Here is a 26,029-nt window from a genome sequence, read left to right as displayed (position 1 = left end):
GTCGTAAGCAAACGGAGGTTTTCTGTTTTCAAAGGCGAATTGCCAGCCACATTACTTAAATCTCCCGTCCCTTAAGAGGGTTGAACTATAAAAGATTGATTTAAGTTATTCAATCAATAAGGTGTTGATTCTAAACATCAGCCCCAAACAGTAAAAACCAACTCATCCATGTTTTTTAAGCAATACACAACATCGGGTTAAATCCACTTGTTAGTGCAAGCGGGATAAGGCTTCTAACACCTTCCCGCTGCAAGCATTTATTATTTACGGCCTTTTCCATGTCCCCCATGTTGCCCAATCCCCTGCTTGCCATGCTTACCAAATCCTTTTAAACCATCATGGCCCCAGCCAACCTTTTTTCCTTTTGACCAGCCATAAGGTACTTTGCCTTTTAGGCCCTTGGGCATTCCATGATTTTGTAAACCTGGAGGCATATTGTAAGCTAAGGATTGATGCTGCAGAGCAAACAAATGTCCTGCTGAGGCATGTGCTGAAAACGTGAAGACCAAATTGAAAACGGCTATTAATCAGCCTGCCTTATTTAAGTATAACTCAGCTATGACGCTGTTCCTGAAAACCGAGGAGTAGACCTGGTGACGATTGTTTAATTCAAAAACAAATTAGTTCATTGCTGTACTCCTGACACGAATAAATCTTTATAGCTGATGCATTTATGCTATAGTAATGCCGCCAAAGTAATCTGCTTATCGCTTTAGAGGACTGAACATGAAAAAACGCATGACTATCATGATAATTGCTCTGGTGGTTGTATTCGGAGGTATTATTGCGTTTAACCTGTTCAAAAGTTTCATGATTAAACGTTTTTTTGCCAGCTATGAGCCTCCTGCTGTCTCTGTTTCATCCGTAACCGCAATTAAGAAAAACTGGGAACCTCGCATCGCTGCTGTAGGAAATTTTGTAGCAATGAATGGTGTTGATGTTGGTTCTGAAGCTTCAGGCAAAGTGGTGAATATCCATTTTGAATCGGGCCAATACCTAGAAAAAGGCCAGCCACTAATCGATATCGATGACAGTGTTGATCAAGCAACGCTAAAATTTAACAAAGCCGACCTTACCCTACGTGAGCTCAATTACAAACGTCAAGCCGATTTGTTTAAACGTGGTGCCACTTCAAGTTCAAGCGTGGATGAAGCGACTGCGAATTTAGCGCAAGCTCAAGCCAATGTTGAGAAAACCGAGGCGGAAATACAGCATAAACACATTACCGCTCCCTTCTCAGGAAAAGTTGGAATTCGCCAAGTGAGTTTGGGGCAGTACATTACCCCAGGGCAAACTTCCATTGTGACTCTGCAGTCAATGGATCCGCTCTTTCTCGAGTTTTACTTACCCGAACAGATGCTGCAGCGCCTGCATATGAATCAGGAAATCCAATTTACAGTAGAAGAATTTCCTAATGCTACGTTTAAAGGGAAGATAACCGCTCTGAATGCCAAGGTTGATCCCAATACCCATAACATTTGGGTGCAAGCCACCGTACCGAATTGTCCGGCTCCAGCTAACAACCCCAAGACATTGAATTTTGTCTCCACCCAATCGCAAAGCGTAGAAAGAAAATTAATCGCTTGCGACAGCAACTCAAATCAAAAAAACCATGTAACGCAATTTGCGTTCATACCGGGAATGTTTGCCTCCATCTCCATTGAGCAACCTGCTATTCCGGATGTTATTGTGCTCCCTTCAACAGCCATTTCTTACAGCCTCTATGGCAATTCCGTTTTTGTCATCGAAAAAGATAAAAATGGTAAAAAAGATAAGGATGGCAAAGATATTTTAAGAGCCAGGCGCGTGTTCGTAAGCACAGGTGATCAGGAGGGGAATTATACTGTTGTCCTTAGCGGCATCAAGGAAGGTCAACAAGTTGCCAGCTCTGGTGAATTGAAGCTGCAAAACGGCACACGCGTCGTCATCAACAATAGTGTTGAACTTAAAGACATCGCTGATCCAGATAAACTCGGTCAATAGCATACTCATTGACAATTTGCAGAAGCATGGCTTCTCGTAGTTAGCAGCCCATGTCAACAGACATTGGCTGTGGTTTTTTAGTTTTACCAGGATAATCATGAAATTTACAGACATTTTCATCAAGCGTCCGGTTCTTGCCTCAGTAATCAGCCTATTGATTTTCCTGTTTGGGTTGAACTCGATTTTAACCATGCAAATCAGACAATATCCTAAAATGGATAATACCGTGATTACCATTACTACGGCTTATCCAGGCGCTGATGCCAATTTAATCGCCGGTTTTATTACCACACCACTTGAAGCTGCTGTTGCGAGCTCGGAGGGGATTGATTACATGACCTCAACGAGCAACCAGGGACTTAGTACAATTACCTTGACCATCAAACTCAATTTCGATCCTCAAGTCGCATTCACCGATGTCATGAGCAAAGTGCAGCAAACATTGAATCAATTGCCTCCGGAGGCTCAGCAACCCGTCATAGTCAAGAGTTCAGACACATCAACACCGCTCATGTACATTAGCCTTGACAGCTCTCAAATGAGCCCGCAACAAATTACCGATTATGCTATCCGCGTTGTACAACCCCAGCTGCAAACGGTTGATGGAGTGGCTAAGGCTGAAATTTTAGGCGGCGCCACCTATTCCATGCGTATCTTTCTTGATCCCATCAAAATGGCGGCAATGAATGTCTCACCGTCCGATGTATCAACAGTGTTGGCGCGCAACAACTTTTTAACTGCTGCGGGAAGTACAAAGGGTGAATACGTGGCTCTTAACATGACTGCGAAAACGGATTTAAACAATGTTGAGGAATTTAATAAATTAATTGTTCGCTCGAACAAAAGCGCAATCATCCGCTTACAAGACATTGCCAAAGTTGAATTAGGCTCACAAGATTACAACACTTCTGTCCGTTTCGATGGGAAGAAAGCAGTCTTTATTGCCATTACCCCTACACCCACCGCAAACCCATTAACAGTCATTAATGACGCCCGTAAAATCATGCCCTCCATTCAGCGGCAATTTCCACCTTCTTTGACAGGCACGATTGTTTATGATGCCACCGATTTCATTCGCGCCTCCATTCATGAAGTATTACAAACCATTCTAGAAGCGGCCCTGATTGTTATTGTGGTTATTTTCCTATTTTTAGGCTCCATTCGTTCCGTTTTAATCCCCGTGGTTACCATTCCCCTGTCATTAATTGGTGTTTGCACATTTATGCTCTTTTTGGGTTATTCCATTAACCTGCTCACTTTATTGGCATTTGTCTTGGCCATTGGTTTAGTCGTTGATGATGCCATCGTTGTCGTCGAAAACGTCCATAGGCATATTGAGGAAGGCAATACGCCATTGCAAGGGGCTCTCATTGGTGCCCGCGAAATTGCTACTCCCATTATTGCCATGACCATTACCCTGGCTGCAGTGTACGCACCAATTGGATTCATGGGGGGTTTAACAGGCGCTTTATTTAAGGAATTTGCTTTTACCCTAGCCAGTGCTGTCGTTATTTCAGGAATCATTGCCCTCACCTTAAGTCCAATGATGTGCTCAAAATTACTAACCGCTGACATCAGCAGTGGCCGTTTCGTCCATTATTTGGATCAAAAATTCAACGGTTTGAAATTGCGTTATCAACGCATGTTGCACAGTTTGCTGGATACCCGTCCTATCATTTTGCTCATGGCTATGGTGATCCTTTTAATACTCCCTTATTTGTATAGTACTACTCCTAAGGAAACGGCACCTGAGGAAGATCAGGGATTCTTCTTCGTTGTGGGAACAGCACCACAATATGCGACCATTAATTACATCGAAGCATTCACCAAGCCATTTGATGCCATTTATAAAAGTTTTCCGGAAACCGACCATTATTTTACTGTGAACATGGCAGCCCCTGTTTCAGGAATGGTATTAAAACCCTGGGATAAGCGCAGTAAGAGTCAATTTGCACTGAAAGAGCCTCTGCAGCAAAAGTTGGATGAAGTCGCCGGGCTTAAATCTTTCGCCGTGATTCCTCCTCCTTTACCAGGTGGCGGTAGTGGTACACCCATTCAATTTGTAATCAAAACCACGAATGATTTCCAAACTTTATTCGATGTGTCTAACAAGTTGTTGGATAAGGCTCAAAAAAGCGGATTATTCATCTACTTGGATAACAGCCTTAAGTTCAATCAACCTGAAGTGGATTTTTCCATCAATCGTTCAAAAGCTTCCGATATGGGGCTTGATATGCAAGCCATCGGTAGTAGCTTAACCAGCGCCTTATCCGGTAATTACATTAATTACTTCAATTTACAGGGTCGAAGCTATCAAGTTATCCCGCAATTAGACCGGCGATTTCGCTTAAATCCTTCTCAATTAGGAAGCATTTATTTGCGAACGGCAGAAGGCACAATGGTTCCTTTATCGACTGTAGTCAATGCAAAAGAAAAAGTTCAACCCAATGCCTTGAGCCACTTCCAACAATTGAACTCAGCCACGATTCAGGGGGTCATGATGCCTGGCACTACTTTAGGTCAGGGCTTGGATTTCCTTAAAGAACAGGCGCAGGATGTTTTGCCAAAAGGCTTCTCTATTGATTACGGCGGCCAATCCCGGCAATTTATTCAAGAGGGCAGTGCCCTAATTTTGGCTTTCTTTATGGCCATTATTGTTATTTTTCTAGTTCTTTCAGCTCAATATGAAAGCTTTAGGGATCCTTTAATTATCCTAATTAGTGTCCCTATGTCTATTTGTGGCGCTTTAATACCCTTAAATTTGGGTGCTGCAAGCATCAACATCTACACTCAGGTAGGATTAATTACACTGATAGGATTAATCAGCAAGCACGGTATCTTAATTGTGGACTTCGCCAATCAATTGCAGCGTGAAAAAAATTTAGACCGCAGAGCAGCGGTGGAAGAAGCAGCCGGCATTCGTTTACGCCCTATTCTGATGACTACCGCCGCCATGGTATTTGGGGTCATCCCTCTGCTGATAGCAAGCGGCGCCGGTGCCGTAAGTCGCTTTGATATCGGCCTTGTCATAGCCATGGGATTATTAATTGGTACAGGATTTACACTGTTTGTTGTACCAACCATGTATACTTACCTGGCCGCTGATCACCGACATGATGATGACATTGAACAGCAGGCGGTTATGAAGGAAATTACTCCGCAGCCAAAGATGTAGGCTGCTGAGTGGCCTGCGAGCAATGTTCCATGGCAAGCGGTGATTTCGTTCATCAGAATGTGATAAAATTCGCAAATTTATTTGTACAGGTTTAAACATGGAAAAGACTTACTCCCCGCATGCGATTGAGCAAGCATGTTATGAAAATTGGGAAAGCCACAATTACTTTGTACCACATGGCGATGGTAGAAGTTATTGCATCATGCTGCCACCTCCGAATGTTACCGGCAGTTTGCACATGGGACACGGATTTCAAAACACCCTGATGGATGCTTTAATCCGCTATCACCGAATGCGCGGCGACAAAACCCTTTGGCAGCCTGGCACTGACCACGCAGGGATATCCACCCAACTCGTTGTCGAACGACAGCTTGAAGCCGAAGGCATGTCCCGCCGAGAAATGTCTCGTGAGCAATTTCTGGAACGGGTTTGGCGCTGGAAAGAGGAATCAGGAAATCAAATCACCAAGCAAATGCGGCGCATTGGCTCCTCTGTGGACTGGTCACGTGAACGCTTTACCATGGATGAGGGTTTATCCGCCGCGGTACAAAAAGTATTTGTTCAGCTTTATGATGAAGGTCTAATCTATCGTGGTACCCGCTTAGTCAATTGGGATCCAAAATTGGGTACAGCCGTATCCGATTTAGAGGTTATTTCAGAGGAAGAAGATGGCTTCTTATGGCACATCCGCTATCCTTTGATGGACTCCGATGAATTCCTGGTGGTTGCCACTACCAGGCCTGAAACCATGTTAGGGGATACAGCCGTTGCCGTCCATCCCGAAGACGCCCGCTACAAACACCTTATCGGCAAGCAAATCCGTTTACCACTGACTGATCGCATCATTCCCATTATTGCTGATGAATACGTTGAACAAGAATTTGGAAGCGGTTGTGTCAAAATAACTCCGGCACATGATTTTAATGATCATGAAATCGGCAAAAGACATAAGCTGCCCTTGATCAACATCTTGACCAAAAAAGCCACGATTAACAAAAATGCACCGGTTAACTATCAAGGCATGGATCGGTTCGTTGCCCGCGAGCAGATCATTCAAGATTTGGAAAATGCCGGTTTGCTGGTAAAGACAGAACCCCATAAGTTAAAAGTTCCTCGTGGCGAGAAATCCGGCGTAATCATTGAACCTCTACTGACTGATCAGTGGTATGTCAAAATTAAATCTCTGGCGGAACCGGCCATTGAAGTGGTCAGAAAGGGAGAAATACGTTTTATCCCAGAAAATTGGACAAAAACCTATTACCAATGGATGGAGAATATTGAAGATTGGTGCATTAGCCGTCAACTCTGGTGGGGACATCGGATACCAGCCTGGTACGATAGCCATGGCCATGTCTATGTTGGCTACAGTGAAAATGATGTGCGGTTTAAATACAAGCTGGATGATTCTGTAACTCTAAAGCAAGATGAAGATGTCCTCGATACCTGGTTTTCTTCTTCATTATGGCCTTTTTCTACTCTGGGATGGCCAGAAAAAACGCCGGAATTTGAGCAATTCTACCCCACATCCGTTCTCGTAACTGGATTTGATATTATTTTCTTTTGGGTTGCCCGCATGATCATGATGGGCCTTAAGTTTACAGGTAAGGTTCCATTTAAGGATGTGTTTATCACAGGACTGATTCGCGATAGCGAAGGTCAAAAGATGTCTAAATCCAAAGGCAATGTGCTTGATCCCATCGACATCATTGATGGCATTGATCTTGAAAGCCTGGTTGCCAAACGAACGTCCAACCTGATGTTGAACTCAGTGCGCAACAAGATTGCAAAGGCAACGCGCAAGGAGTTTCCAGAAGGCATCGCTGCCTTTGGAAGTGATGCTCTACGATTTACCTTCTGCTCCCTGGCGTCAACGGGTAGAAATGTGCGTTTCGACATGGGCCGTGTTGAAGGCTATCGCAATTTTTGCAATAAATTGTGGAATGCCTCTCGTTATGTTTTGCAAAACACCGACGAAGAGCAAGTTGATTTTGGTGATGGTGCTTTTCAATACAGCCCAGCCGATCAATGGATACTATCTAAATTACAGCGAGCGATAGAACAAGTTCATCATTATTTTGAGACTTATCGTTTTGATTTATTGGCGAATACTCTCTATGAATTCGTATGGCATGAGTACTGCGATTGGTATCTGGAATTATCAAAATCTGTGCTCTACGATAATCAGGCATTAGGTTCAATGAAGAGAGGGACTCGCCGTACCTTAATTCATGTGCTGGATCAAATTCTAAAACTTCTACATCCAATTATACCTTTCATTACCGAAGAAATTTGGCAACGGACTAGTAAACTAACCAGCATGAATGGTGAAACCATTATGCTTAGTGCCTATCCTGAGGTAAATCGAGAGTTTATTAACCCTGAAGTTGAAGAAGAAATATCCTGGCTCAAAACCGTAATTCAATCCGTGCGCACCATCCGCAGTGAAATGACTATTTCTCCAGCCAAGCTTATTCCGCTTTACTTAAAGAACGCGAATGAAACCATCAAAGCCCGTGTCGAGAAATATCGCAGTACTTTGCTGTCTTTAAGCAAATTAACTCATATCCATTGCATGGAAGAAGCGGATACCACCCCCGTATCTGCCACTGCGGTGGTAGGTGATCTTGAACTGCTCATACCTATGGCAGGTTTAATCGACAAGGAAGCGGAATTATCGCGATTAAGCAAAGAGTTAGCCAAGCTGGATAAAGACATTTCTCTCGCAGAAAACAAGCTTGGTAATGCTAAGTTTATAGATAATGCTCCAGCGGAAATTATCGCCAAGGAACAAGACAAGCTTGCACAAGCCAAAATTGCTAAAGACAAGTTGCTGGAGCATAAAAAAACGGTTGAATCCCTCTAGTTTTCCTTAAGGAAGCAAGGCTTTAAACCTTGCTTTCGCTCAATCCAATCCTTTGTGAATAAATCTTTTAAGTAAGTTGGAAATTTCAATAATCCTCATTTCCTTCATTCAGCCTAGTCTTCTGCTTAGGCAGCCATCATCCTTTGATACACAGCGACGTGGGCCGCAATGCGGCCCTCAGCAATTAATTTAAGCTCTTTTGGCAAACGCGATTACCTATCCAGATAGCCAGGGATAGAGTGGAAATTACGGCAAGCAGGATGCCATAGGGGGTCCAACCTTGACCAACAAGGTTAAGTGCATCGGGAGTTTGCAAAATTGAAAATGGAATAGCCAGTATTACATCAATTAAAGCCGAGCCGGCAACTAAACCACAAGCGATGAGGACGCCACGTTGTTTGCGATGGATTTTTTCCTCTTCATCCAAACGACGTTTATTTAGTCGCCATTGCACAACTAAAGCAATCATTCCTCCCAAAAATAATGGGAATGAAGAAGCCAATGGCAAATACATCCCTATTGCAATGCCAAGAATTGATAGTTTAATCACGCGTTCTAACTGGAATAAGCGATTGCAGAGAATAATCAACAAAATGATTGCCGCACCAAAAAACATCATCATCCATGGCAGTGTATTGCGAAATACTGCCTCGGTGATTGCGGCCATCAAAGCGGCTGTAGGAGCAGGTAGTGATTGACTTGGATCCATTCCCTCATGAGGCATAACGCCTGCTATGCCGTAAACATCAAATAAAATCTGCATGACCGGAGGGATTACTAAAGAGGAAATGACCACTCCAAGTAAAAGCATGACTTGTTGTTTCCAGGGTGTTGCTCCAACGAGTTGTCCCACTTTCAAATCTTGAGTATTATCATTGGCAATAGCCGCAATACCAGTGACCACTGAACCAATAACGATGGTAATGGCTTCAGCTGCCCTAATTTGGCCATTGCTGAGGGGCAAAGGGAAAAAATGGTTCATCGCGGTCAACAACACCCAAGCCGCAAATAACATGCCTGCAATAACTACAGAACTTCCCGGGCTTGCAGTCACACCGACCATTCCCGAAAAATAAGCAGTAATCACAGAAAACAGAAAACCTATAATCAACACATATAAAACGCCACCGAAAACAACGCTGGGCGCAAAATCACCATCAAAACCCACTTCTTCCAAGGGGAAAATAAATTGGAAAAACAAGAAAAGAACTGCAGCCATGATTAAAACAGCGATCAGAATAAAAGGCATGGGTATGTCTTTATCTGTTCGCGGAAGTTGCTTTTCTGAATGGCTCTTTGCCATAAAGGCAGAAAAGGATAGGCTCATGCTTTTCAATAATGGTCTTACTAACTTAAGAAAAGTCCAGGTACCAGCAAACAGCATTGCCCCTATACCCAAATAACGCATTTCGCTGTTCCAAAGGAAGACAGATGCCTGATCGGGGCTGTATTGCTCAATAAATTGAGGATAAAACTGGCTGACAATGGGCATGGCAATCAACCAGGAAATGATGGCACCAAGGAAAATACTGATTGCCATCTCATGACCCACTAAATAGCCAGCTCCAATCATGGTCGCAGAAAAACCAATTCCAAAACCAAACAGCGATCGTTTAAATGTAAACCAATAGCTCCAACTGTTGGCAACGACCTTAAAACCAGTTTGCAAAAGCTCGAGAAAAGCCCCCACGGCTCCACCAAGAAAGATGTCGCGAATACCAGCTTTCTCGGCTGATGATTTTAAAACCTCGGCAATGGCTTTTCCTTCGGGGAATCTTAAAATCGGTTCATTGACCAAAACCCTCCTTAAAGGGATGGAAAATAAAACACCAAGAATTCCTCCAATTGCTGCAATAAAAAAATTAGTTAGGTAATCAAAGCCATCCCAATAGCGAATGATGACCAGCGCAGGGATGGTATAAACAATACCACCCGCAACCGCTTCACCCGCTGATGCGGCTGTTTGCACTGCATTGTTTTCAAGAATGGTAGCGTTTTTAAAAAAACGTAAAACCCCCATTGAAATAATGGCCGCAGGAATAGAAGCTGACGTCAAAATACCCAGTTTTAAAGCCAGATAGGCATTGGATAAAGCCAATAAAACAGTAAGAATGACGGCTAAAATGATACTGCGAACCGTTAATTCGGCGATTTTTTTATCCGCACTGATAAAAGGAGCGGTTTCGTTCATGCATTACCCCACACCAATTTGGCTATTTCGGGGCGTAAAAGATGTATCAACGTGGGTTTTGCAATTTCAATTTCTTGTGGGCCATATACGTAAGCAGCAACTTGATAGGTGTCAAAAACAATGGTTAAACCCTTTTCAGTGAAATACCAGTTTCGGTAGTTGTCTTCTTTGGGGCTGGTGCCACTGATGATCCAATTGTCATCCGATATTTTTTTCTTAATGAGCTCAGCCCGACTCAAAGTTGAGATTTTTTTCAAGTAGTTACTGTCTGACTTGAACAAGTCGGACAAACTGATTTCTTGGCCATTAAGGAAATTAAAAGTTTTAACGCTGTTATTTGGATGTGCCGCTCCGCGGTGATTGACTGAAACAGTAAACAACAAGCTCACTGCAGTTTTGGTTTGAAATTTAATTTTATAATCAACATAAAGACTGTTTTTCCCAGGAGCATTAACATCCTCGTTTGCATCGGGATTGGCGTCGGCCTGTTGTGTTTCATTGATGAATTTCTTCACCGTCTCATCGATTGTTTCATTCGCAAAACCTTGCGGGTACTTAAGATCGAGATCAAACGTGTTTGTTTCTTTTTTCACCGCAACAGTTTTGGGTTCGTTTGCCCAAACTGTAGAAAAGAAACAGCTAAAAATTACAATCGCAGCCAATATATTTTTTTGCATTCTGTTGCTCCTAATGTTTTATTGACTTAACCATTCACCAGCAATCATACTGCTGTGCTCAATTTGATGACCAAAATAATAACAAAGTGCAGAACTATCAGTGACTGACCAGCGAACCAAATCCGCCGCCTTCCCTACGGCAATTTCGCCAATTTGACCGGCCAATCCGAGAGCCCTGGCTGCTTGATAAGTAACAGCAGACCAGGCTTCAGCTATTCCAAGATTAAACAGTTGACAAGCCATATTCATCATTAGAGGTAAAGACGTCGTGGGCGATGAACCTGGGTTGGCATCCGTTGCAATGGCAATACCCACGGATTTTTCTCTTAGCAATTCAATCGGAGGCTTGCGATTTTCTTTTAAAAAATAAAAAGCCCCAGGTAGAAGAACTGCCACAGTACCACTTTGAGCCATTTCAGCAGCACCTTCGGCATCCAGGAACTCCAGGTGATCGCAAGACAATGCTGAATAGCGTGCCGCCAATTTGCTTGCACCCAAATTGGAGAGTTGCTCAGCATGACATTTGATGGCTAAAGAACAATCCTGGGCTTTTTGAAAAATTTGTTCCGTTTGCGACAGATTAAAGGCAATCGACTCACAAAACACATCCACTGCATCAGCCAGGCCTGAGTCAGCAATAGCAGGAATTAGTTCCGCGCATAAAAAATTGACATAGGATTGGGCATCAGTTTGAAACTCAGGTGGCACGCAATGGGCGCCGAGAAAAGTCGTACAAACACGAAGGCCACTTAAACTACCCAACTCCTTTGCCGCCCTAAGCATTTTGATTTCATTTTTTAAATCCAGACCATAGCCCGACTTAATTTCTACTGTCGTGACACCCTGAGCCCGCATGGCCAAAATCCTCGGCAAGGATTGCTCAATCAGTTCTCCTAAAGAAGCAGCGCGTGTTTGCTTGACTGTCGATAAGATTCCACCACCTGATTGCGCAATCTCAGCATAAGTTTTGCCTTCCAGGCGCAACCTGAATTCATGGGCGCGGTCGCCAGCATAGACTAAATGGGTATGACAATCGATAAGTCCAGGTGTAACCAGCTCATTCTCACATTCATGAATAGCCGTTGCATGTTGTATGTATTCCTGGGGCAAGTCCATCATAGGGCCACACCAGGCAATTAAACCATTAGCGATAGCAATGGCCTGTTGAGGGAGTTCTTCACCTTGGGCGCTTAAGGTTTTCGCATTCAATAAGAGACGGTCGCAAGCTTGCATCCTTACTCCAACTCTGGAACTTGATGAGGCTCAACAAGCCAAGAGTTATGGTGGCTTTTATCGTAAATGTCCCACTCTTGCGAGATGAATTGCTCTTTGCTCACATCAAGCAGCAGCCAGCTTAAAAATAAAGCCACTGTTTCGGTTGAGATGAGGCGCTTTTCTGATTTTAAGGTTAGAAAGAACTCCCGCTTTTCCTCATCCATAAAGCGGGCTTGACGAATGATCTCTTGCATGTCCGTGTCAATAATACCGGGCATAACACTCGCAAAGGCAGTTGTTCGGCTTTCCATTTGCCAACAACGGGTTAACATCGACAAAGCCGCTTTGGAAACGCAATATGCTGACCAGCCTGTAATAGGAAAGTAAGCTGCTCCTGAACCAATATGCAAGACGCGGCCATGCTTTAATTTATCAAGCAGTAATTGACTTAAAAATAACGGGGCATTGAGATTGGTATCCAGGGTGTGTTGCCATGAATGTTCATCAACGGTTGCCATAGGCGCAATGGGTTCAATAGTTGCAGCATTATGAATTAATCCCGCGAAAGAAATAATATTTTGTAACTCGGCTGCTACACTTGCTCTCCCTTCATGGGTAGCCACATCCGCACAGAGAAAGGCAATCAAGGGTGAGAAGGCCGCTGTTTCAATTAAAGGTTCTTTTCGACGGCCCACAATTAAAACCTTTTTTCCGCGCTCAGCCAAAGCCCTAGCCAGCGCACGACCAATTCCAGTTCCGCCACCAGTAATTACAAACACAGTATTCTCCTAGTTGTGAAAGAGTATACGAACCGACTTTCTCACTTTAGCCTGCGACTAATTGAGTGAATGCTCATGCAACAGACAAAGATAAGTGCGGCTCGATAATAGCAGACATTCCAATGAATTGGCAGAAATTTAGATAAAGAACTGTCGTTTTGACTGAAAATTAGCTATCGCTTAAGTGAACTTGTTTTTTGTTGTTATAAGTTCTGAATGCAGGCCTTCATTGTAATGTAGTCAGAGAATTGTGATGCCTCATGCAACTCCGTCTAAACAAGTATTAGACATCAAAATCTGCAAGTTAAATCATCAACAGCACAGAAGTAAAAACCAGTGCATGCCATGCAGAAGAAGAGTCTGAGCAAATAACAATTTTAATTTCAAAAAATTTTAGCTTTGCAAATTAATTTGCCTTAATTAACGTTCGAAATCTGAAATCATAAACCTCTGTTTTTTTTGCACTTATTTCTATAAACTTTCTTTTCTTAATTTTCTTGGATACTATCCAATAGGACAAAGCATGTTAAAGGATGTTCAAGGGTATCTTCCACCAGATGCTTCTCTTTGGCGAGGACGCAAAGACAGCTTGCCCGGAGAACGTTTTTTTCAAAGAGTCAACTTGATTAACCTTCAATCGCAATCATTAGCAACCAATCAGCAAGGTATTGCATTTCTCGGATTCTGCAGTGATGAAGGCATCAGGCGAAATGAAGGACGTCCTGGAGCCAAAGAGGGGCCGATGAGTATTCGAGAGCAGTTGGCCAAGTTGCCCTGCCACAAGAGTAAAAATCTGATTGATATAGGCAATATAGTTTGCCAGGGTGAAGAATTGGAGTTAGCCCAGAGTGAATTTGCACAGTTAATTCAATATGCAAAATCATCAGGATATAAAACGATTGCCTTCGGTGGTGGCCATGAAATAGCCTGGGCTCATTATTTAGGTTTAACAGCCAATTATCCCAAATTGGCGATCATCAATTTTGATGCCCATTTTGATTTAAGGCCACTGAAGGATAATCAAGCAACTTCAGGCACTCCTTTTCTGCAAATAGCACAATATTGCCGTCAAAATCAGTTGCCATTCAACTATTGTTGCCTGGGTATACAACCTGTGGGTAATACTGAGAGCCTATTTAAAATCGCCGATGAACTGGATGTCACTTACTTAACCGCTGAACAGATCAATACAAAAAGCTTAGCCTGGCAAATTGCATTTCTTGATGACTTTTTGCTAAGTCACGATTATATTTATTTGACGATTTGCATGGATGTATTTGCTGAATGCTTTGCCCCTGCTGTAAGTGCGCCACAAGCTTTAGGCATGACACCCTGGCAAGCATTAACTTTATTGAAATACATCTTACAAACTGGCAAAGTTGTAAGTTTTGATGTGGCTGAACTCTCACCTCCACTGGATCAGAATCATAAAACAGCACGATTGGCTGCAAATCTGGTGGCAGAATTATTGGATTACTACTAATGCAAGGAGTATTGCAATGAACAAATCCATGCTATATGCAGGATTACTAGTTTTTTCAAGCGCTAACACCAACGCTGCAATGGATACTGTGAATCTCAGCCATGAGATATTGGCTTCCTCTGCACAAGCAGGAAGTTTAAATTTAGCCAGCAATGATTTGCAGCCTAAACAAGTACTTGCAGCACAAGGCGCTGCACCAAACAATACTCAAGGCACTCAAACAACGGGCTCACAAACAGTGACTACCCAAACTCAAGCACCCGCGCAAGCGACTTCTACACAAACAGGCACACAGACCACCACGACCACTCAAGGCACTGCCATTCAAAACAGCTCAGCACCAGCAACCACAGTAACAACCACCCCGCAGGTTGTTCCCGCTCAAACGCAACAAACGACAACCATTACCACTCAACCTGCTACCACAACCATTACCACCCAGCCTGCAACAGTACCGGTACCCACGGCAAAAACCTCAATATCCATTCAGAAAATCAATGCTCCTAAAATGGATTGCAATTATCACATCCCTGCTGAAACGACTCATGTGGATAAATCCATCGTGCTGCAATGGGCAGGGAATGCTGCTGCGCAATCTTTTGACTTTGATAATACCACAATGGATTCCCAATTGGCTGCTTTAAAGCCTTGTTATACGGATTTGGGCTGGCAAGGTTTTAATGATGCTTTGCAAAAGTCAGGAAATTTGGATGCCATTAAAAATCAAAAGTTAATGGTAAGCAGTATGGTCAGTGGCCCTTTACAAATTACCGAGGTAAAAGAGAACCAGTGGAAGGTCAATGTTCCTTTGCAGGTTGTTTATCAAAATGACCAACAAAAACTAACCCAATCTCTCATGGTTAATTTATTAATTGGCAGAAAAGTTTCTGGAGATTTAGGTATCATGCAAATGATCGCCGTTCCACGAAAACCTCTTGAGCAAACAGTACCCGGGACATCCAGCACTACGGTTACCGTTCCTGCATCCACGACACAACCATAAATTCAAGTGCTGGCATTGATGTCGCCATGCCAGCATTTGTTTAACGACTGAATCATTATGCGTTATACATCTACTTTAGTTTTTAGTTTCATCAGTCTGACTGCGCAAGCCAACGTTTTGCAATATTTTGCTGGAATCAGCTATAGCAATCCGGCAGAATTATTTAAAGTTAAAAAAAATGAATTCTGGATCGGGGGAACTGGTTTTTATGCAGATATTCAGTTCTCAGGCAGTGTTTTAAACTTTAACAGTTTTCAGTACGACAGTGGCGTAAGTGCCTCTAGACGATTTAGCCTCTTACCCTATGGCCGCATTGCAAATCGCATTAATGACAAATTGGTTCTTGGCGTGGACGTCACCCAACCTTTTCATTCTAATTTGATTTGGGGAAGACATGAAGTTACTCGCTATGCATCAACCGAAACATTGATGACTGACACCGATGTTAGCCCACGCTTTGCTTACAGCATTATCCCACAACTGACTGTGGGTGCAGGATTAAACTTTAACTTTTTAAAAGATAATGAAACCAACTGGGCACTGCCTATCAATCAAACGCAGTATGATACGCTCATTAATCGCAGCTCAAGCATGGGCATTGGTTGGGACGCCGGAGCTTACTACATCATCAATAAAAGCAATTTTTTGGGTATAACACGTTACTCCTCCATCAAACAAAGAACAAGAGGAGAAAGCCTTTTCAATGGCAATGTGAATAATAACCTTAGTTTTACTTTTAATTTTCCTCCGACAACCGTGTTAAATTACGTGCATATGTTTAACCAAAAATGGCTGGCCAGCGGGCAAATATTTGCCACTGAGTGGGCCATTAATCAGTTTGCCAGAATAAACAACACAGCAGCTCCCCCACCATTTGGGCCAAATTTTGTTTTTACGATGCATTATGGTACTTCTTGGGCCTATTCAGCGGCAGTTCGGCATCAATACAGTGAACATTTAGGCTTGACTTTAATTGGTCTTATTGACGATGGTCCTGAGCGCGATCGCCTACGAACGATTAATTTTCCATCAGACACGCAGTATTTTTTGGCCTTGGCAGCCGATTATCATCTAAGTAAAATGACTACGGTGGAATTGTTGTATGGGCATGTGATTTCCAATACAAATATTAATAATTTCTTACCCCTTAATGGCCGAGACATGCCGTTTACCACGGGTAAAGTAAAAATTAATGCAGATGTATGGGATTTGAAATTTAAGCTGCAAATGTAAAAAATCACCCAACTTGTTACTGCTGTAATTTGAATGGAAGAATTTACCGTGAGTTAATGAACGGTATTTTGCCCTTTTTCGAGTAGGATTGGCGGCTTTTCACGAGTGTTAAGTTCTAATTTTTTCATCCAGCCATGAATATTGGCAATTAATATTTCTCGATTATAAGCGTAATCATGACCCGCGCCAGGTAATTGTCGAGCGAGATAGGCAATTTTTTTGCAATGTTTTTTACGATGCACGGCCTGATCCAGCACAGGATTGTAATCCCACTGCCCAGTGATATCGAATAAAGGGAAAGGTATTTTATTAATAAATTCTGCGTCTGTTGTTCTTTGCTCATCAAAAGCGGATAGGAGTATCATACCATTGGGTTGTTTGGATTGAGGCTTTGAGAAATAATCAACAGCATTTTGCAGCTTAGAACCGTAGTGTATGACTATAACCCTATCGTTGTTTTTCTGTAATGCGGAAAGTGTGGCAACTAATTGTTCAATCCAGGAAACAGTCTGTATTTGCAAACTGCTTTTTAGTACGGCTACTGACCACCCGAGAGTGGTTAAATTTTCGCCTAATTCGTCAATAAATTCCGAGCCTTGCGTTTTTTCCTCAGAATTGACAATAACGACGGCACCTCTTTGCCTCTTGCCTTTAAAAACCATATAAGGTACTGCGATTTTTTGCTGCTTGGCCAAAATGTCTAAACTGGCTGCAGCAACTTCGGCGAAATTCAAAAAAAATAACAAGCCAAAACCCAACAAAAAACGCATAGCAAACCTCCATACACATTATGAGGTTTGCTATATTAAGCAATTTCCCTGCCCAAAGTACTAGAAGCGCTTAGGATGAAAATTCGACGCCTTCTGCATCCAGGAAACTTCGTGCTCGGTCTGCCATAATTTGGTGAGCTGGTCCTGTTGGATGCACTGGATCAAAAAATAAATAACCTTGGCATACGTCTGAACCTTCTTTTGGACTAATTTGAGCAGCCATTCTTAACACCGTCTTGCTGGAAGGTTTATCAACCATGATCTCATAGCAAGTGTCTTTGATATTATTAAAACCAAACTGCTCGGGTGAACTGATGAGATCGTTCACTATGCCATTAACATCATAGTAAAGCCACTGGACTTCCGGATAGGCTTCTCGCAAGGACTTGATGCTTGCTTCCAGATACTGATTATGCTTTTGAGTTATGGATGTTAATATTTCTTCTGAATCAAACGCCGAGGCAATCGGAGTTTTGCCTAAATCAGGCATATTAACGATTAAGATATGCTTTGCACCGGCATCAGCCAAACGCTTCAGGCCGTGAGATATCCCTTCCTTCACCTGATTCAAAGCTTCTTCAGTATCATCTGGGATTCCCAGATAATTATTAGCACCAATCCAAATTATAAAGAGACTATTTTCATCTGCTTTATCGTTGTGGGCTAAGAAATAAGTATCAATTTCTTTTTTTAAAGTGAAGAGCGTATCATCTTCCGGATCTTCAGAAACGCCCGCTCCACCAAAAGCATAATCCGATAGATGCTCTTTAATAGCGCCAGGGAAATAAGCCTCGGTCAGCCGCTCTACCCAAACAGGCCCATTGGTAAATCGGCCTTCATAATATGGGGGTGACTGAGGCAATTTTTTATGCATATGCTCATAAAGATTGCCATTGTCTGATAAGCTATCGCCAAAAACAACGATTTGATTCAAGGGTTTAGCAACTGCAAATCCAGCAAAAAGCAGGATAAAGCAAGTTAATAGGGTTCTCATTTTTCACCTAATTGTTTGATTTTGAATAGAAAAATTCCCAAATTATATAGGGAAACAATTCAAGGATCAATTTTTTCCATACTCAGTGGGAATCTTAAAATCCAAATTAGGGTTATTGAACACTCTAATAGTCTGAAAAGACTTATAAAATTTTTTTACCAATGCCCAAATAATTTTTGAACAACATTTACTCTTAGCACAACTTACTCTGTGATAATCTCTGTGAAAAGCATTATACTTTAGTCTTTAACGTCGTGAGAGCTGTTTCAATGGAACTGAAAATTGAACATACCCCTTTTAAAGCTTTATTTAAACCGCTGGATTTAGGTTTTACGCAACTCAAAAATCGCCTGCTTATGGGCTCAATGCACACGGGATTGGAAGAAGACAAAAAGGATTTATCGCGTTTGGCTGCTTTTTACAAGGAGCGGGCTTTAGGTGGTGCCGGCCTAATTGTAACCGGGGGTTTTGCACCTAATCGTGCCGGACGACTAGCGCCTTTTGCAGCAAAATTGACCAACAGCAAAGAACAGCAGCGTCACGAATTAATCACCCAAACGGTTCATGATTCAGGTGGAAAAATAGCCTTGCAGATTCTGCATGCCGGACGTTATGGATATCATCCCTTTGTCGTGGCTCCCACTGCCCTGAAATCACCAATAAGCCCGTTTACACCGTGGACAATGTCGAAAGCACGAATAATCAAAACCATCAAACATTTCGCCCGCTGTGCTCGTTTGGCTCAAACTGCGGGTTATGATGGCGTAGAAATCATGGGAAGTGAGGGTTATCTGATTAACCAATTCATCGTTGCCCACACCAACCATCGACAAGATGAATGGGGAGGTAGTTTCAGCAACCGCATGCGCTTTCCTGTCGAAGTGGTCCGCAGTGTACGTGAAGCCGTAGGGTCCAAGTTCATCATTATTTACCGTCTTTCAATGCTGGATTTAATTGAAAAGGGAAGCAGCTGGGAAGAAGTGGTTCAATTGGCAAAAGCAATTGAGGAAGCGGGTGCAACTTTAATTAATACCGGGATAGGTTGGCATGAGGCAAGAATTCCTACCATAGCGACTATGGTGCCAACAGCAGCTTTCACTGCAATTACGAAAAAACTCAAACCGGAAATTTCAATTCCAGTGATTACCTCCAATCGCATTAATACCGTTGAGCTGGCCAATGCATTATTAGATGAAGGGGTTGCAGATATGGTTTCAATGGCCAGACCTTTTTTAGCCGATCCTTTTCTGCCGCAAAAAGCCGAGGCTGGAAACAGCAAAGGAATAAACGTTTGCATTGCTTGCAATCAAGCCTGTCTCGATCGGGTTTTTGTCAACAAGGCAGCATCCTGTCTTGTCAATCCTAGGGCTTGTAACGAGACCGAATTGGTTTATGAAGCGGTATTACATCCCAAAAACATTGCTGTCGTGGGTGCAGGCCCTGCTGGTTTGGCTTTTGCAGCGGTTGCAGCGGAACGTGGGCATAAAGTCACAATGTTTGAAAAAAACGAACAATTGGGTGGCCAATTCAATTTAGCAAAAAGTATTCCTGGTAAAGAAGATTTTCAACATACGATTGCATATTTTCATCACCAATTGACTCAATTCCAGGTGGACATTCGTTTGAATTGCCAAGCTAATCCAGAGCTTCTGAAAGATTATGATGAAATCATTTTGGCAACAGGAATTTTGCCTCGTGTTCCTGATATCGATGGCATTAATCACCCAAAAGTGATGAGTTATATTGATTTGATTCAGGGGAAAAAAGCTCCGGGGGATCGGGTTGCAGTAATTGGTGCGGGGGGAATTGGTTTTGATGTTGCAGAATGGCTCACTCACCCGCAAGACGGCCAAAATAATTCCTTTTATGAGGAGTGGGGAATTGATTTAAACATGGAACATCGAGGGGGTTTAAAGCCTGCAAAAATGTCACCCAGCAAACGCCAAGTTTATTTACTGCAGCGAAAGAATGAAAAACATGGCAAGAGGCTTGGAAAAACAACGGGCTGGATTCACCGCTTGAGTTTAAAACATAAAAATGTCCGAATGATTGGCGGTGTTCAATACGAGCGTATCGATGATGCCGGTTTACACATCCTGATAAATGATAAAAAAGAAACCATTCATGTGGACTCCGTCATTGTTTGTGCCGGCCAGATTGAATTGCGCGATCTCTATGATTCTTTAAAAGAAGCTGGAAAATCCGTACATTTAATTGGCGGGGCTTTCAAAGCCATGGAATTGGACGCACGCCACGCCATTGATCAAGCCTGCCGTCTGGCCGCATTGCTATGAGCTCAATTGCCGTAATCATTAATCCCATATCAGGAGGCGGCCGAGGAAAAAAAATTTGGAATATCTTACTCCCCGGTCTTCGTGCCCTGTTTGAACGCATCGATTATCGTATGTGCAATAAAGTCGATGATATGGTCCAGCTGACTCGAATTCTTTTGCAAAATAACCCAGATTATTTTTTAATCATTGGTGGTGACGGCAGTTTGAGTCAGGCAGTTAACGGTTTATACAGTCAAGATCAGTTGCTCAGTCCAAAGACCACTTATGCCTATTTTAATTCCGGTTGTGGTGGTGATTTTGCCAGCCAATTTCCTCCCCAGAAAGTTACGGAGTTTTTGGACCGCTTAGTGCATAAAAAGACTGTAGAGACCAACATTGGCAAAATTACATTCTCAAACAAGAGAATTCGCTACTTTATTAACATTGCCAGCTGCGGCTTGTCCGCTCATGTGGTTGAGCAATCATCCCACAGCAAATGGCTAAAAAAATTAGGCGGTCCAATTAACTATTTTGTTAACGCCTTACTAGGCCTTTTAACCTACAAACTCACTCCGGTAAAAATCCAGCTCGATGATAACGAGCCTTTTGAGAGCAACATCTTTTTAATCGCCATTTGCAACGGCCAATATTTTGGTGGTGGTATGCACGTCTCCCCCACAGCAAAATTCAATGATGATCTTTTAGACGTAGTCATTTTTCAAAATTTCACACGATTATCTGCCATGATTAAATTGCGAAAGGTTTACTCAGGCAGGCATTTATTGGAAAAGAAAGTTCACTACGTTCAAGCAAAAAAAATCAAGGTCACCGCTATGAACAACTTCAACCTGGCCGTTGAGGCCGATGGGGAATTGATTGGGCGTCTAACCGCATCATTTGCATTGCTTCCTGAAAAGCTAAAATTAGTTGTCTAAATTTTCTTATTGTTGTGGCATTTACTTTGGCCAACACCAATTCATCTGATGCTATTATTAGTTTAGATGCTTGCCATTGATAAGGCCTTGATGTCCTGGTCTGGAATGATAAATGAAAAAGATTCTGGCTGCCTTTTTATTATCTTGCGTTTCAATGTATATTTTTGCTGCTGCAGAAAATATATACAACGGTTTTAATGCGTCAGAAGCTAATGCACAACTGAACACAATTCAAACTCAACTGACGAAAAAAAAGCTCACTTATGAACAGTTATACAATTCCGTGCAATTGCTTCAGAGTTTACAAAAAGATGCTATTTCCTGCATACAAAATGGAAAGGAAAAATTACAGCAAATTGATGAGCTGGTTAATAATCGAGAAATTACCTCCATCCTATTAAAGGAACAAGACATTCGCTATCGGCATTTAATGGCAGACCGAGTTAAGTATGTCAAGGCTATGACTGAATGCATTCTCTTTAATTACCACGCTGCGCAAACTCTAAGTGATATCGATGCGACCATGGCAAAAACAAGAGTATCCACTTTACTGGCACGTTCTGCACCAGTGTGGCGTGAATTTAATCCAAAGATTTTTTTTAACTTGCACCTAAATAAGCAAACTCTTTTTCGTGTCAGCGGCATAGGGCATTTGCATGAGGTAGACCTTCTTCTCCTTGCCGGTATTTTATTAACCGGATTCCTATTGAATTTCGTATTTTGTTTTATAATTCTTCCAAAAATTAAACATAAAATTCCACAGTTATATCACTCTTTAAAAAACAGTGAACTGTCGCTGATCCTGGCTCTGGCCTTAGCTGATCTTTACCTGCATAAATTACTGGCAGCAATTCAACCCACACCCACACTGTTATTATTTTTTAATGCTTGTTTTGTCTATGCAGCAGTGGCTTCCCTTCTAAAATTCTTTTTATATCTCAAAATCCAATTTTCAAACTTCTCCACCTCATTCATCAATACCATCTACCTGCGTAGCATGCTTTTCGCAACCATTCTCTGGATAGGGTATTGCGGGACTCTTCTGATTCGGCAGCAGTGGGTTATTCCGCAGTTATTGAACATACGCTTTATTGTGTTCATTACCCTCATAAGTCTGTCCTTTGGTTGGCTAATGTGGCTTATTTTTAAATTTCCACTTTTTGAATCAAAAGCTCATTGGGTAAAACCAATTAAAACTCTGCTCATTTTTCTTTTCATGTTCATGATTGTCATGGCATGGTTGGGGTACAGTAATTTTGCCATGTACTTCATTCCTAATGTGATTTTAACTCTTTTGATTTTCTTTGTGCTATGGAAAATAACTTTGGCTCTTGGAAGATTGTTTCATTATTTGAATGATCCAGGGCGCCCTGCTTCTGAGAAATTCCACGCTTGGCTGGGACTTAAACCCACGCAAATGCTTTCCGAAGTTTTTGTTATCCGCCTTCTGTTAAACTTTGCTGTTTTCGTATTGTCGATTTTTTTCTTATTAAAGATTTGGGGGGTTTCTCAATACAACATCGATATACTCAGAAACTTTTATTTACATGGTGGCTCCGTCTATGGAATATACATTACTCCGGTAAATATTGTACGTGCAGCAATGTTGTTCTGCGTTTTTATCATGCTCGGTCGTGCTTTATCAACCTATGTGGCCGGGCGAAGTGCTTTTAAGAAGGAGAAATATCGACAAGACAATATTGCAACATTAATTAATTATGTTGTTTTTACCATTTCTCTTCTCATTGCGTTATTTATCGCAGGTGCGAATTTTACCAGCCTTACCGTCATCGCCGGAGCATTATCCATCGGAATTGGTTTTGGTTTGCAATACATTGCCAGTGATTTGGTAAGCGGCATCCTCTTATTGCTCCATAGACCCGTTGTGCCCGGCGATCGGGTTGAAATTGAAAACAACGAAGGGTATATCAAAAAGATTCGCTTATTATCCACCCAGATTAGGACTTTGCATCACGCCGATGTCATTATTCCAAACTCAAATTTGGTCAATAAATCAGTAACCAACTACACCTACCGCGAAAATAAAATTTCTCGTTTAAAAAGCCAAATTATTTTAGACAGCAATAGCGATTTAGAACTTGCGAAAACCATTCTCTTGAACGTGGTGAAAAATAATAAAAAAGTTATCCAGGAAGCCCCTTATGAACCACGGGTGCTTTTTGAACTTCGCCCCTCTCCTGATAGGCTTCATGTCTTAATTGACTTGCTGTACTACGTAAAAAATGTGGCTTACAAACAATCCGTCTCAAGCGAGATAAATTTCGAAATTTTAAAAGCTTTAAAAGAAAATAACCTTTGTCCTGGGCAGAATTCTCATTAATACTCGAGTGCCCAGCAACTCATCATTTGTGTTTCCATTGGATGGAGTAAAGATCATGACGCCTGTCTTTTAGATTTAAAACTGTTCCTTGGTTCCGAACGATCTCAAGATTGTGCATGCTTAAATCAGCGAAACACACCATCTCCACATTAGGCGTTGTATCGGCCGCAATGCCATCGCGAGAAAAAGGAAAATCACAAGGCGTAAAAATGCTGCTTTGAGCATATTGAATAGCCATGTTATCCACGCCGGGCAAGTTTCCGACGTTGCCAGCCATTACCACATAACATTGATTTTCAATGGCTCTTGCCTGAGCACAATAACGAACTCGCATGTAACTTTGTCGCTCATCGGTACAGAATGGCACAAATAAAATCTTAGCGCCCTGGTTTACTGCATGGCGGGCGAGTTCTGGAAATTCGCAGTCATAGCAAATTAAAACGGCAATGGGCCCGCAATCTGTCATAATGGTTGTAAGCTCGTTTCCACCATGGATGTTCCACCAGTAACGTTCATTAGGAGTGGGATGAATTTTATACTGTTCATGCACTTGTCCATCCCGCAAGAAAATATACCCTATGTTATAGATCAAACCATCCACTTTAGTAGGATGACTGCCTCCAATGATGTTGATGTTGTATTTTACTGAGAGACCGGACATGAGCTTTAGAAAGGGCTCAGTAAATTCAGTCAGTTGTAAAATGGATTGATCTGGGCTTACATGATTGCCTTCAATGGAAGACAGCAATTGCATAGTGAATAATTCCGGGAATAAAACAAAATCGGCGTAGTAATCAGCAACCACGTCAACAAAATACTCAACGTGCTGGGCAAACTCTTCGAAGGACTTCACCCGTCGTTGCATGTATTGCACGACGCTTAAACGCACTTTATCGACCGCTTGCTGCGGCGGTGTTTTCCCTGATTGTTCATTGATCATGGCAAGTGGGGTATACCAGACTAAATGTGCGGCATAACCCATCGATTCTTTATCAAAGGACAAATAATTAGGCAGGACCGCAATCACTTGAAAATCATTGCGCAACTGGAAAGACAATACAGGGTCCTTCACTTCCTTGTTGATGACCGCATTAACATAATCATTAACATTGGGGTATTTCTTATGTTGCTTATGGTAACGGGGAATTCGCCCGGCAAAAACAATACCCTTTAACCCTTCTGCCAGACATAGTTTTTTGCGGGCGCTGTACAATCGATTTCCAATGCGAAGGCCACGGTATTCCGGGTGGACACAGACTTCCATACCATAGAGAAAATCACCATCGGGATCGTGCCGGGAAGCATAGCCTCCTCCCGTAATTTCATTCCAGGTATGAGGTTTTAAGGCAATGTCACCACTGATTTTAAATGTGGCGCAATAACCTACGATTTCGTCTTCATATTCGACAACAAATTGACCTTGTGGGAAATGATAGATATGACCGCGAAGAGCATCCGGACTGTAGGTCTCCATGTTTGGATAAGCTCTCGCTACTAAAGCCCGAATTTTTGGAATATCAGTTATTTTGGCATTTCGAACGACAACGATAGGTTTTTTATTGACGTGCTTGGTCATGAGTTATCATCTAATCCCTGAACGATAAAATATATTTATAAATTAATTATATCCAAGCTATGAGATTTTTCATGGTTACATGAAATTCCCCCACTGTGCTTTGCTATCACACTCATCAGCACCTCTCCGCTGGAATGCTCGAAACAACATTTTTTGATTCACGTGAAGACCATTTTAAGAACGAAAGAAAGCCTATGAATCGATTGAACCTGTAGTATTTTTTATCTACGCTATAGTGATTGAAGATAACGCATTGCTTCGCCGGCTATTACAGAGGCAGACATTAAATCATCAATGTCCATGCTTGTTGCTAAGAGAACCCGGTGAAAAGCCTGGAGCCATTTAGATATTCAAAAAAACTATCTTCCCATTGAATGTCATTATATAATTTTCAGTTTTTTTGAATGCTTTGAAAATTTTGCTTAATCACAATGACCAACTAGATGTTTTTTCTTCAAAATTTTGCATTTTTTTTGTTTGGACTCTGACCCGTTCAACCTGTTTTTTAATGAACTAAAAATATAATTCGTGCATCAGG

General features: G+C 42.1%; 17 protein-coding genes. 9 read left to right on the top strand and 8 right to left on the bottom strand.

What is annotated here, in order from left to right; all coding sequences use genetic code 11:
* Positions 1 to 260 precede the first annotated feature (260 nt).
* On the bottom strand, positions 261 to 470 hold the full coding sequence (locus EL203_RS03940) for a hypothetical protein (protein WP_064108336.1): 210 nt from the start codon (positions 468 to 470) through the stop codon (positions 261 to 263).
* A gap of 256 nt (positions 471 to 726) precedes the next feature.
* Here EL203_RS03940 and EL203_RS03935 point away from each other — a divergent pair, with 256 nt between their 5' ends.
* The 3 genes from EL203_RS03935 to EL203_RS03925 all read left to right on the top strand — a co-directional run bounded on the left by EL203_RS03935 (position 727) and on the right by EL203_RS03925 (position 8,021).
* Complete coding sequence (locus EL203_RS03935; protein ID WP_058470418.1) at positions 727 to 1,983, top strand: efflux RND transporter periplasmic adaptor subunit; 1,257 nt, start codon at positions 727 to 729, stop codon at positions 1,981 to 1,983.
* Positions 1,984 to 2,080: 97 nt separating this feature from the next.
* The gene (locus EL203_RS03930) at positions 2,081 to 5,158 is read left to right on the top strand and encodes an efflux RND transporter permease subunit (protein WP_058470419.1); all 3,078 of its coding nucleotides are present in this window, start codon (positions 2,081 to 2,083) and stop codon (positions 5,156 to 5,158) included.
* A 97-nt stretch (positions 5,159 to 5,255) separates the two neighbouring features.
* Entirely contained in the window at positions 5,256 to 8,021 is a 2,766-nt protein-coding gene (locus tag EL203_RS03925) for a valine--tRNA ligase (protein ID WP_058470420.1), read from the top strand.
* Between the two features lie 184 nt (positions 8,022 to 8,205).
* Here EL203_RS03925 and EL203_RS03920 read toward each other — a convergent pair whose 3' ends face one another.
* The 4 genes from EL203_RS03920 to EL203_RS03905 are packed head-to-tail and all read right to left on the bottom strand — an operon-like array spanning position 8,206 to position 12,883.
* Positions 8,206 to 10,212 carry an OPT family oligopeptide transporter gene (locus EL203_RS03920; protein ID WP_058470421.1) on the bottom strand — a complete coding sequence of 669 codons (2,007 nt, stop codon included), beginning with the start codon at positions 10,210 to 10,212 and terminating at the stop codon, positions 8,206 to 8,208.
* Complete coding sequence (locus tag EL203_RS03915) at positions 10,209 to 10,889, bottom strand: DUF3298 and DUF4163 domain-containing protein (RefSeq protein ID WP_058470422.1); 681 nt, start codon at positions 10,887 to 10,889, stop codon at positions 10,209 to 10,211. Before EL203_RS03915 ends, EL203_RS03920 begins: the two co-directional genes overlap by 4 nt.
* A gap of 18 nt (positions 10,890 to 10,907) precedes the next feature.
* Positions 10,908 to 12,122 (bottom strand): imidazolonepropionase, encoded by a 1,215-nt coding sequence (gene hutI / locus EL203_RS03910; RefSeq protein WP_058470423.1) that lies wholly within the window; start codon positions 12,120 to 12,122, stop codon positions 10,908 to 10,910.
* 2 nt (positions 12,123 to 12,124) lie between these two features.
* A complete protein-coding gene (locus EL203_RS03905; RefSeq protein WP_058470424.1) occupies positions 12,125 to 12,883 on the bottom strand; it encodes an SDR family NAD(P)-dependent oxidoreductase in 759 nt (252 codons plus the stop codon).
* Positions 12,884 to 13,406: 523 nt separating this feature from the next.
* Here EL203_RS03905 and hutG point away from each other — a divergent pair.
* The 3 genes from hutG to EL203_RS03890 are packed head-to-tail and all read left to right on the top strand — an operon-like array spanning position 13,407 to position 16,602.
* Positions 13,407 to 14,366, top strand: a complete 960-nt coding sequence (gene hutG / locus EL203_RS03900) for a formimidoylglutamase (RefSeq protein ID WP_058470425.1) — start codon at positions 13,407 to 13,409, stop codon at positions 14,364 to 14,366.
* A gap of 16 nt (positions 14,367 to 14,382) precedes the next feature.
* The gene (locus EL203_RS14550) at positions 14,383 to 15,369 is read left to right on the top strand and encodes a DotI/IcmL family type IV secretion protein (protein ID WP_232004016.1); all 987 of its coding nucleotides are present in this window, start codon (positions 14,383 to 14,385) and stop codon (positions 15,367 to 15,369) included.
* A gap of 57 nt (positions 15,370 to 15,426) precedes the next feature.
* Positions 15,427 to 16,602, top strand: a complete 1,176-nt coding sequence (locus EL203_RS03890; RefSeq protein WP_058470426.1) for an OmpP1/FadL family transporter — start codon at positions 15,427 to 15,429, stop codon at positions 16,600 to 16,602.
* Between the two features lie 53 nt (positions 16,603 to 16,655).
* Here EL203_RS03890 and EL203_RS03885 read toward each other — a convergent pair whose 3' ends face one another.
* Both EL203_RS03885 and plaA read right to left on the bottom strand, forming a co-directional pair.
* Complete coding sequence (locus EL203_RS03885; protein WP_058470427.1) at positions 16,656 to 17,372, bottom strand: hypothetical protein; 717 nt, start codon at positions 17,370 to 17,372, stop codon at positions 16,656 to 16,658.
* 70 nt (positions 17,373 to 17,442) lie between these two features.
* Complete coding sequence (plaA, locus tag EL203_RS03880) at positions 17,443 to 18,366, bottom strand: GDSL family lysophospholipase PlaA (protein ID WP_058470428.1); 924 nt, start codon at positions 18,364 to 18,366, stop codon at positions 17,443 to 17,445.
* 269 nt (positions 18,367 to 18,635) lie between these two features.
* Between plaA and EL203_RS03875 the strand changes: the two genes are divergently transcribed.
* The 3 genes from EL203_RS03875 (at position 18,636) to EL203_RS03865 (ending at position 23,915) form a co-directional block, all read left to right on the top strand.
* Positions 18,636 to 20,660, top strand: a complete 2,025-nt coding sequence (locus tag EL203_RS03875) for an NADPH-dependent 2,4-dienoyl-CoA reductase (protein ID WP_058470429.1) — start codon at positions 18,636 to 18,638, stop codon at positions 20,658 to 20,660.
* The gene (locus EL203_RS03870) at positions 20,657 to 21,574 is read left to right on the top strand and encodes a diacylglycerol/lipid kinase family protein (RefSeq protein WP_058470430.1); all 918 of its coding nucleotides are present in this window, start codon (positions 20,657 to 20,659) and stop codon (positions 21,572 to 21,574) included. Before EL203_RS03875 ends, EL203_RS03870 begins: the two co-directional genes overlap by 4 nt.
* A 112-nt stretch (positions 21,575 to 21,686) precedes the next feature.
* On the top strand, positions 21,687 to 23,915 hold the full coding sequence (locus EL203_RS03865; RefSeq protein WP_058470431.1) for a mechanosensitive ion channel family protein: 2,229 nt from the start codon (positions 21,687 to 21,689) through the stop codon (positions 23,913 to 23,915).
* A gap of 22 nt (positions 23,916 to 23,937) precedes the next feature.
* Here the strand turns inward: EL203_RS03865 and EL203_RS03860 are convergent, their stop codons facing one another.
* Positions 23,938 to 25,491: a carbon-nitrogen hydrolase family protein gene (locus tag EL203_RS03860; RefSeq protein ID WP_058470432.1), complete on the bottom strand. Its 1,554-nt coding sequence runs from the start codon at positions 25,489 to 25,491 to the stop codon at positions 23,938 to 23,940.
* Positions 25,492 to 26,029 lie beyond the last annotated feature (538 nt).

The organism is Legionella jordanis, assembly GCF_900637635.1.
In the GTDB taxonomy this organism is placed as follows: Bacteria; Pseudomonadota; Gammaproteobacteria; order Legionellales; family Legionellaceae; genus Tatlockia; species Tatlockia jordanis.
The sequence above is the reverse complement of the archived record's forward strand: the minus strand, read 5'-3'. Positions and strand labels throughout refer to the sequence as shown.

What these genes read in the sequence shown, in the direction of transcription:
- hutG (WP_058470425.1), top strand. Translation starts at nt 13,407, where the DNA reads ATGTTAAAGGATGTTCAAGGGTATCTTCCACCAGATGCTTCTCTTTGG.
- EL203_RS03930 (WP_058470419.1), top strand. Translation starts at nt 2,081, where the DNA reads ATGAAATTTACAGACATTTTCATCAAGCGTCCGGTTCTTGCCTCAGTA.
- EL203_RS03890 (WP_058470426.1), top strand. Translation starts at nt 15,427, where the DNA reads ATGCGTTATACATCTACTTTAGTTTTTAGTTTCATCAGTCTGACTGCG.
- EL203_RS03875 (WP_058470429.1), top strand. Translation starts at nt 18,636, where the DNA reads ATGGAACTGAAAATTGAACATACCCCTTTTAAAGCTTTATTTAAACCG.
- EL203_RS03865 (WP_058470431.1), top strand. Translation starts at nt 21,687, where the DNA reads ATGAAAAAGATTCTGGCTGCCTTTTTATTATCTTGCGTTTCAATGTAT.
- EL203_RS03885 (WP_058470427.1), bottom strand. Translation starts at nt 17,372, where the DNA reads ATGCGTTTTTTGTTGGGTTTTGGCTTGTTATTTTTTTTGAATTTCGCC.
- hutI (WP_058470423.1), bottom strand. Translation starts at nt 12,122, where the DNA reads ATGCAAGCTTGCGACCGTCTCTTATTGAATGCGAAAACCTTAAGCGCC.
- EL203_RS03860 (WP_058470432.1), bottom strand. Translation starts at nt 25,491, where the DNA reads ATGACCAAGCACGTCAATAAAAAACCTATCGTTGTCGTTCGAAATGCC.
- EL203_RS03935 (WP_058470418.1), top strand. Translation starts at nt 727, where the DNA reads ATGAAAAAACGCATGACTATCATGATAATTGCTCTGGTGGTTGTATTC.
- EL203_RS03925 (WP_058470420.1), top strand. Translation starts at nt 5,256, where the DNA reads ATGGAAAAGACTTACTCCCCGCATGCGATTGAGCAAGCATGTTATGAA.
- plaA (WP_058470428.1), bottom strand. Translation starts at nt 18,366, where the DNA reads ATGAGAACCCTATTAACTTGCTTTATCCTGCTTTTTGCTGGATTTGCA.
- EL203_RS03920 (WP_058470421.1), bottom strand. Translation starts at nt 10,212, where the DNA reads ATGAACGAAACCGCTCCTTTTATCAGTGCGGATAAAAAAATCGCCGAA.
- EL203_RS03915 (WP_058470422.1), bottom strand. Translation starts at nt 10,889, where the DNA reads ATGCAAAAAAATATATTGGCTGCGATTGTAATTTTTAGCTGTTTCTTT.
- EL203_RS14550 (WP_232004016.1), top strand. Translation starts at nt 14,383, where the DNA reads ATGAACAAATCCATGCTATATGCAGGATTACTAGTTTTTTCAAGCGCT.
- EL203_RS03870 (WP_058470430.1), top strand. Translation starts at nt 20,657, where the DNA reads ATGAGCTCAATTGCCGTAATCATTAATCCCATATCAGGAGGCGGCCGA.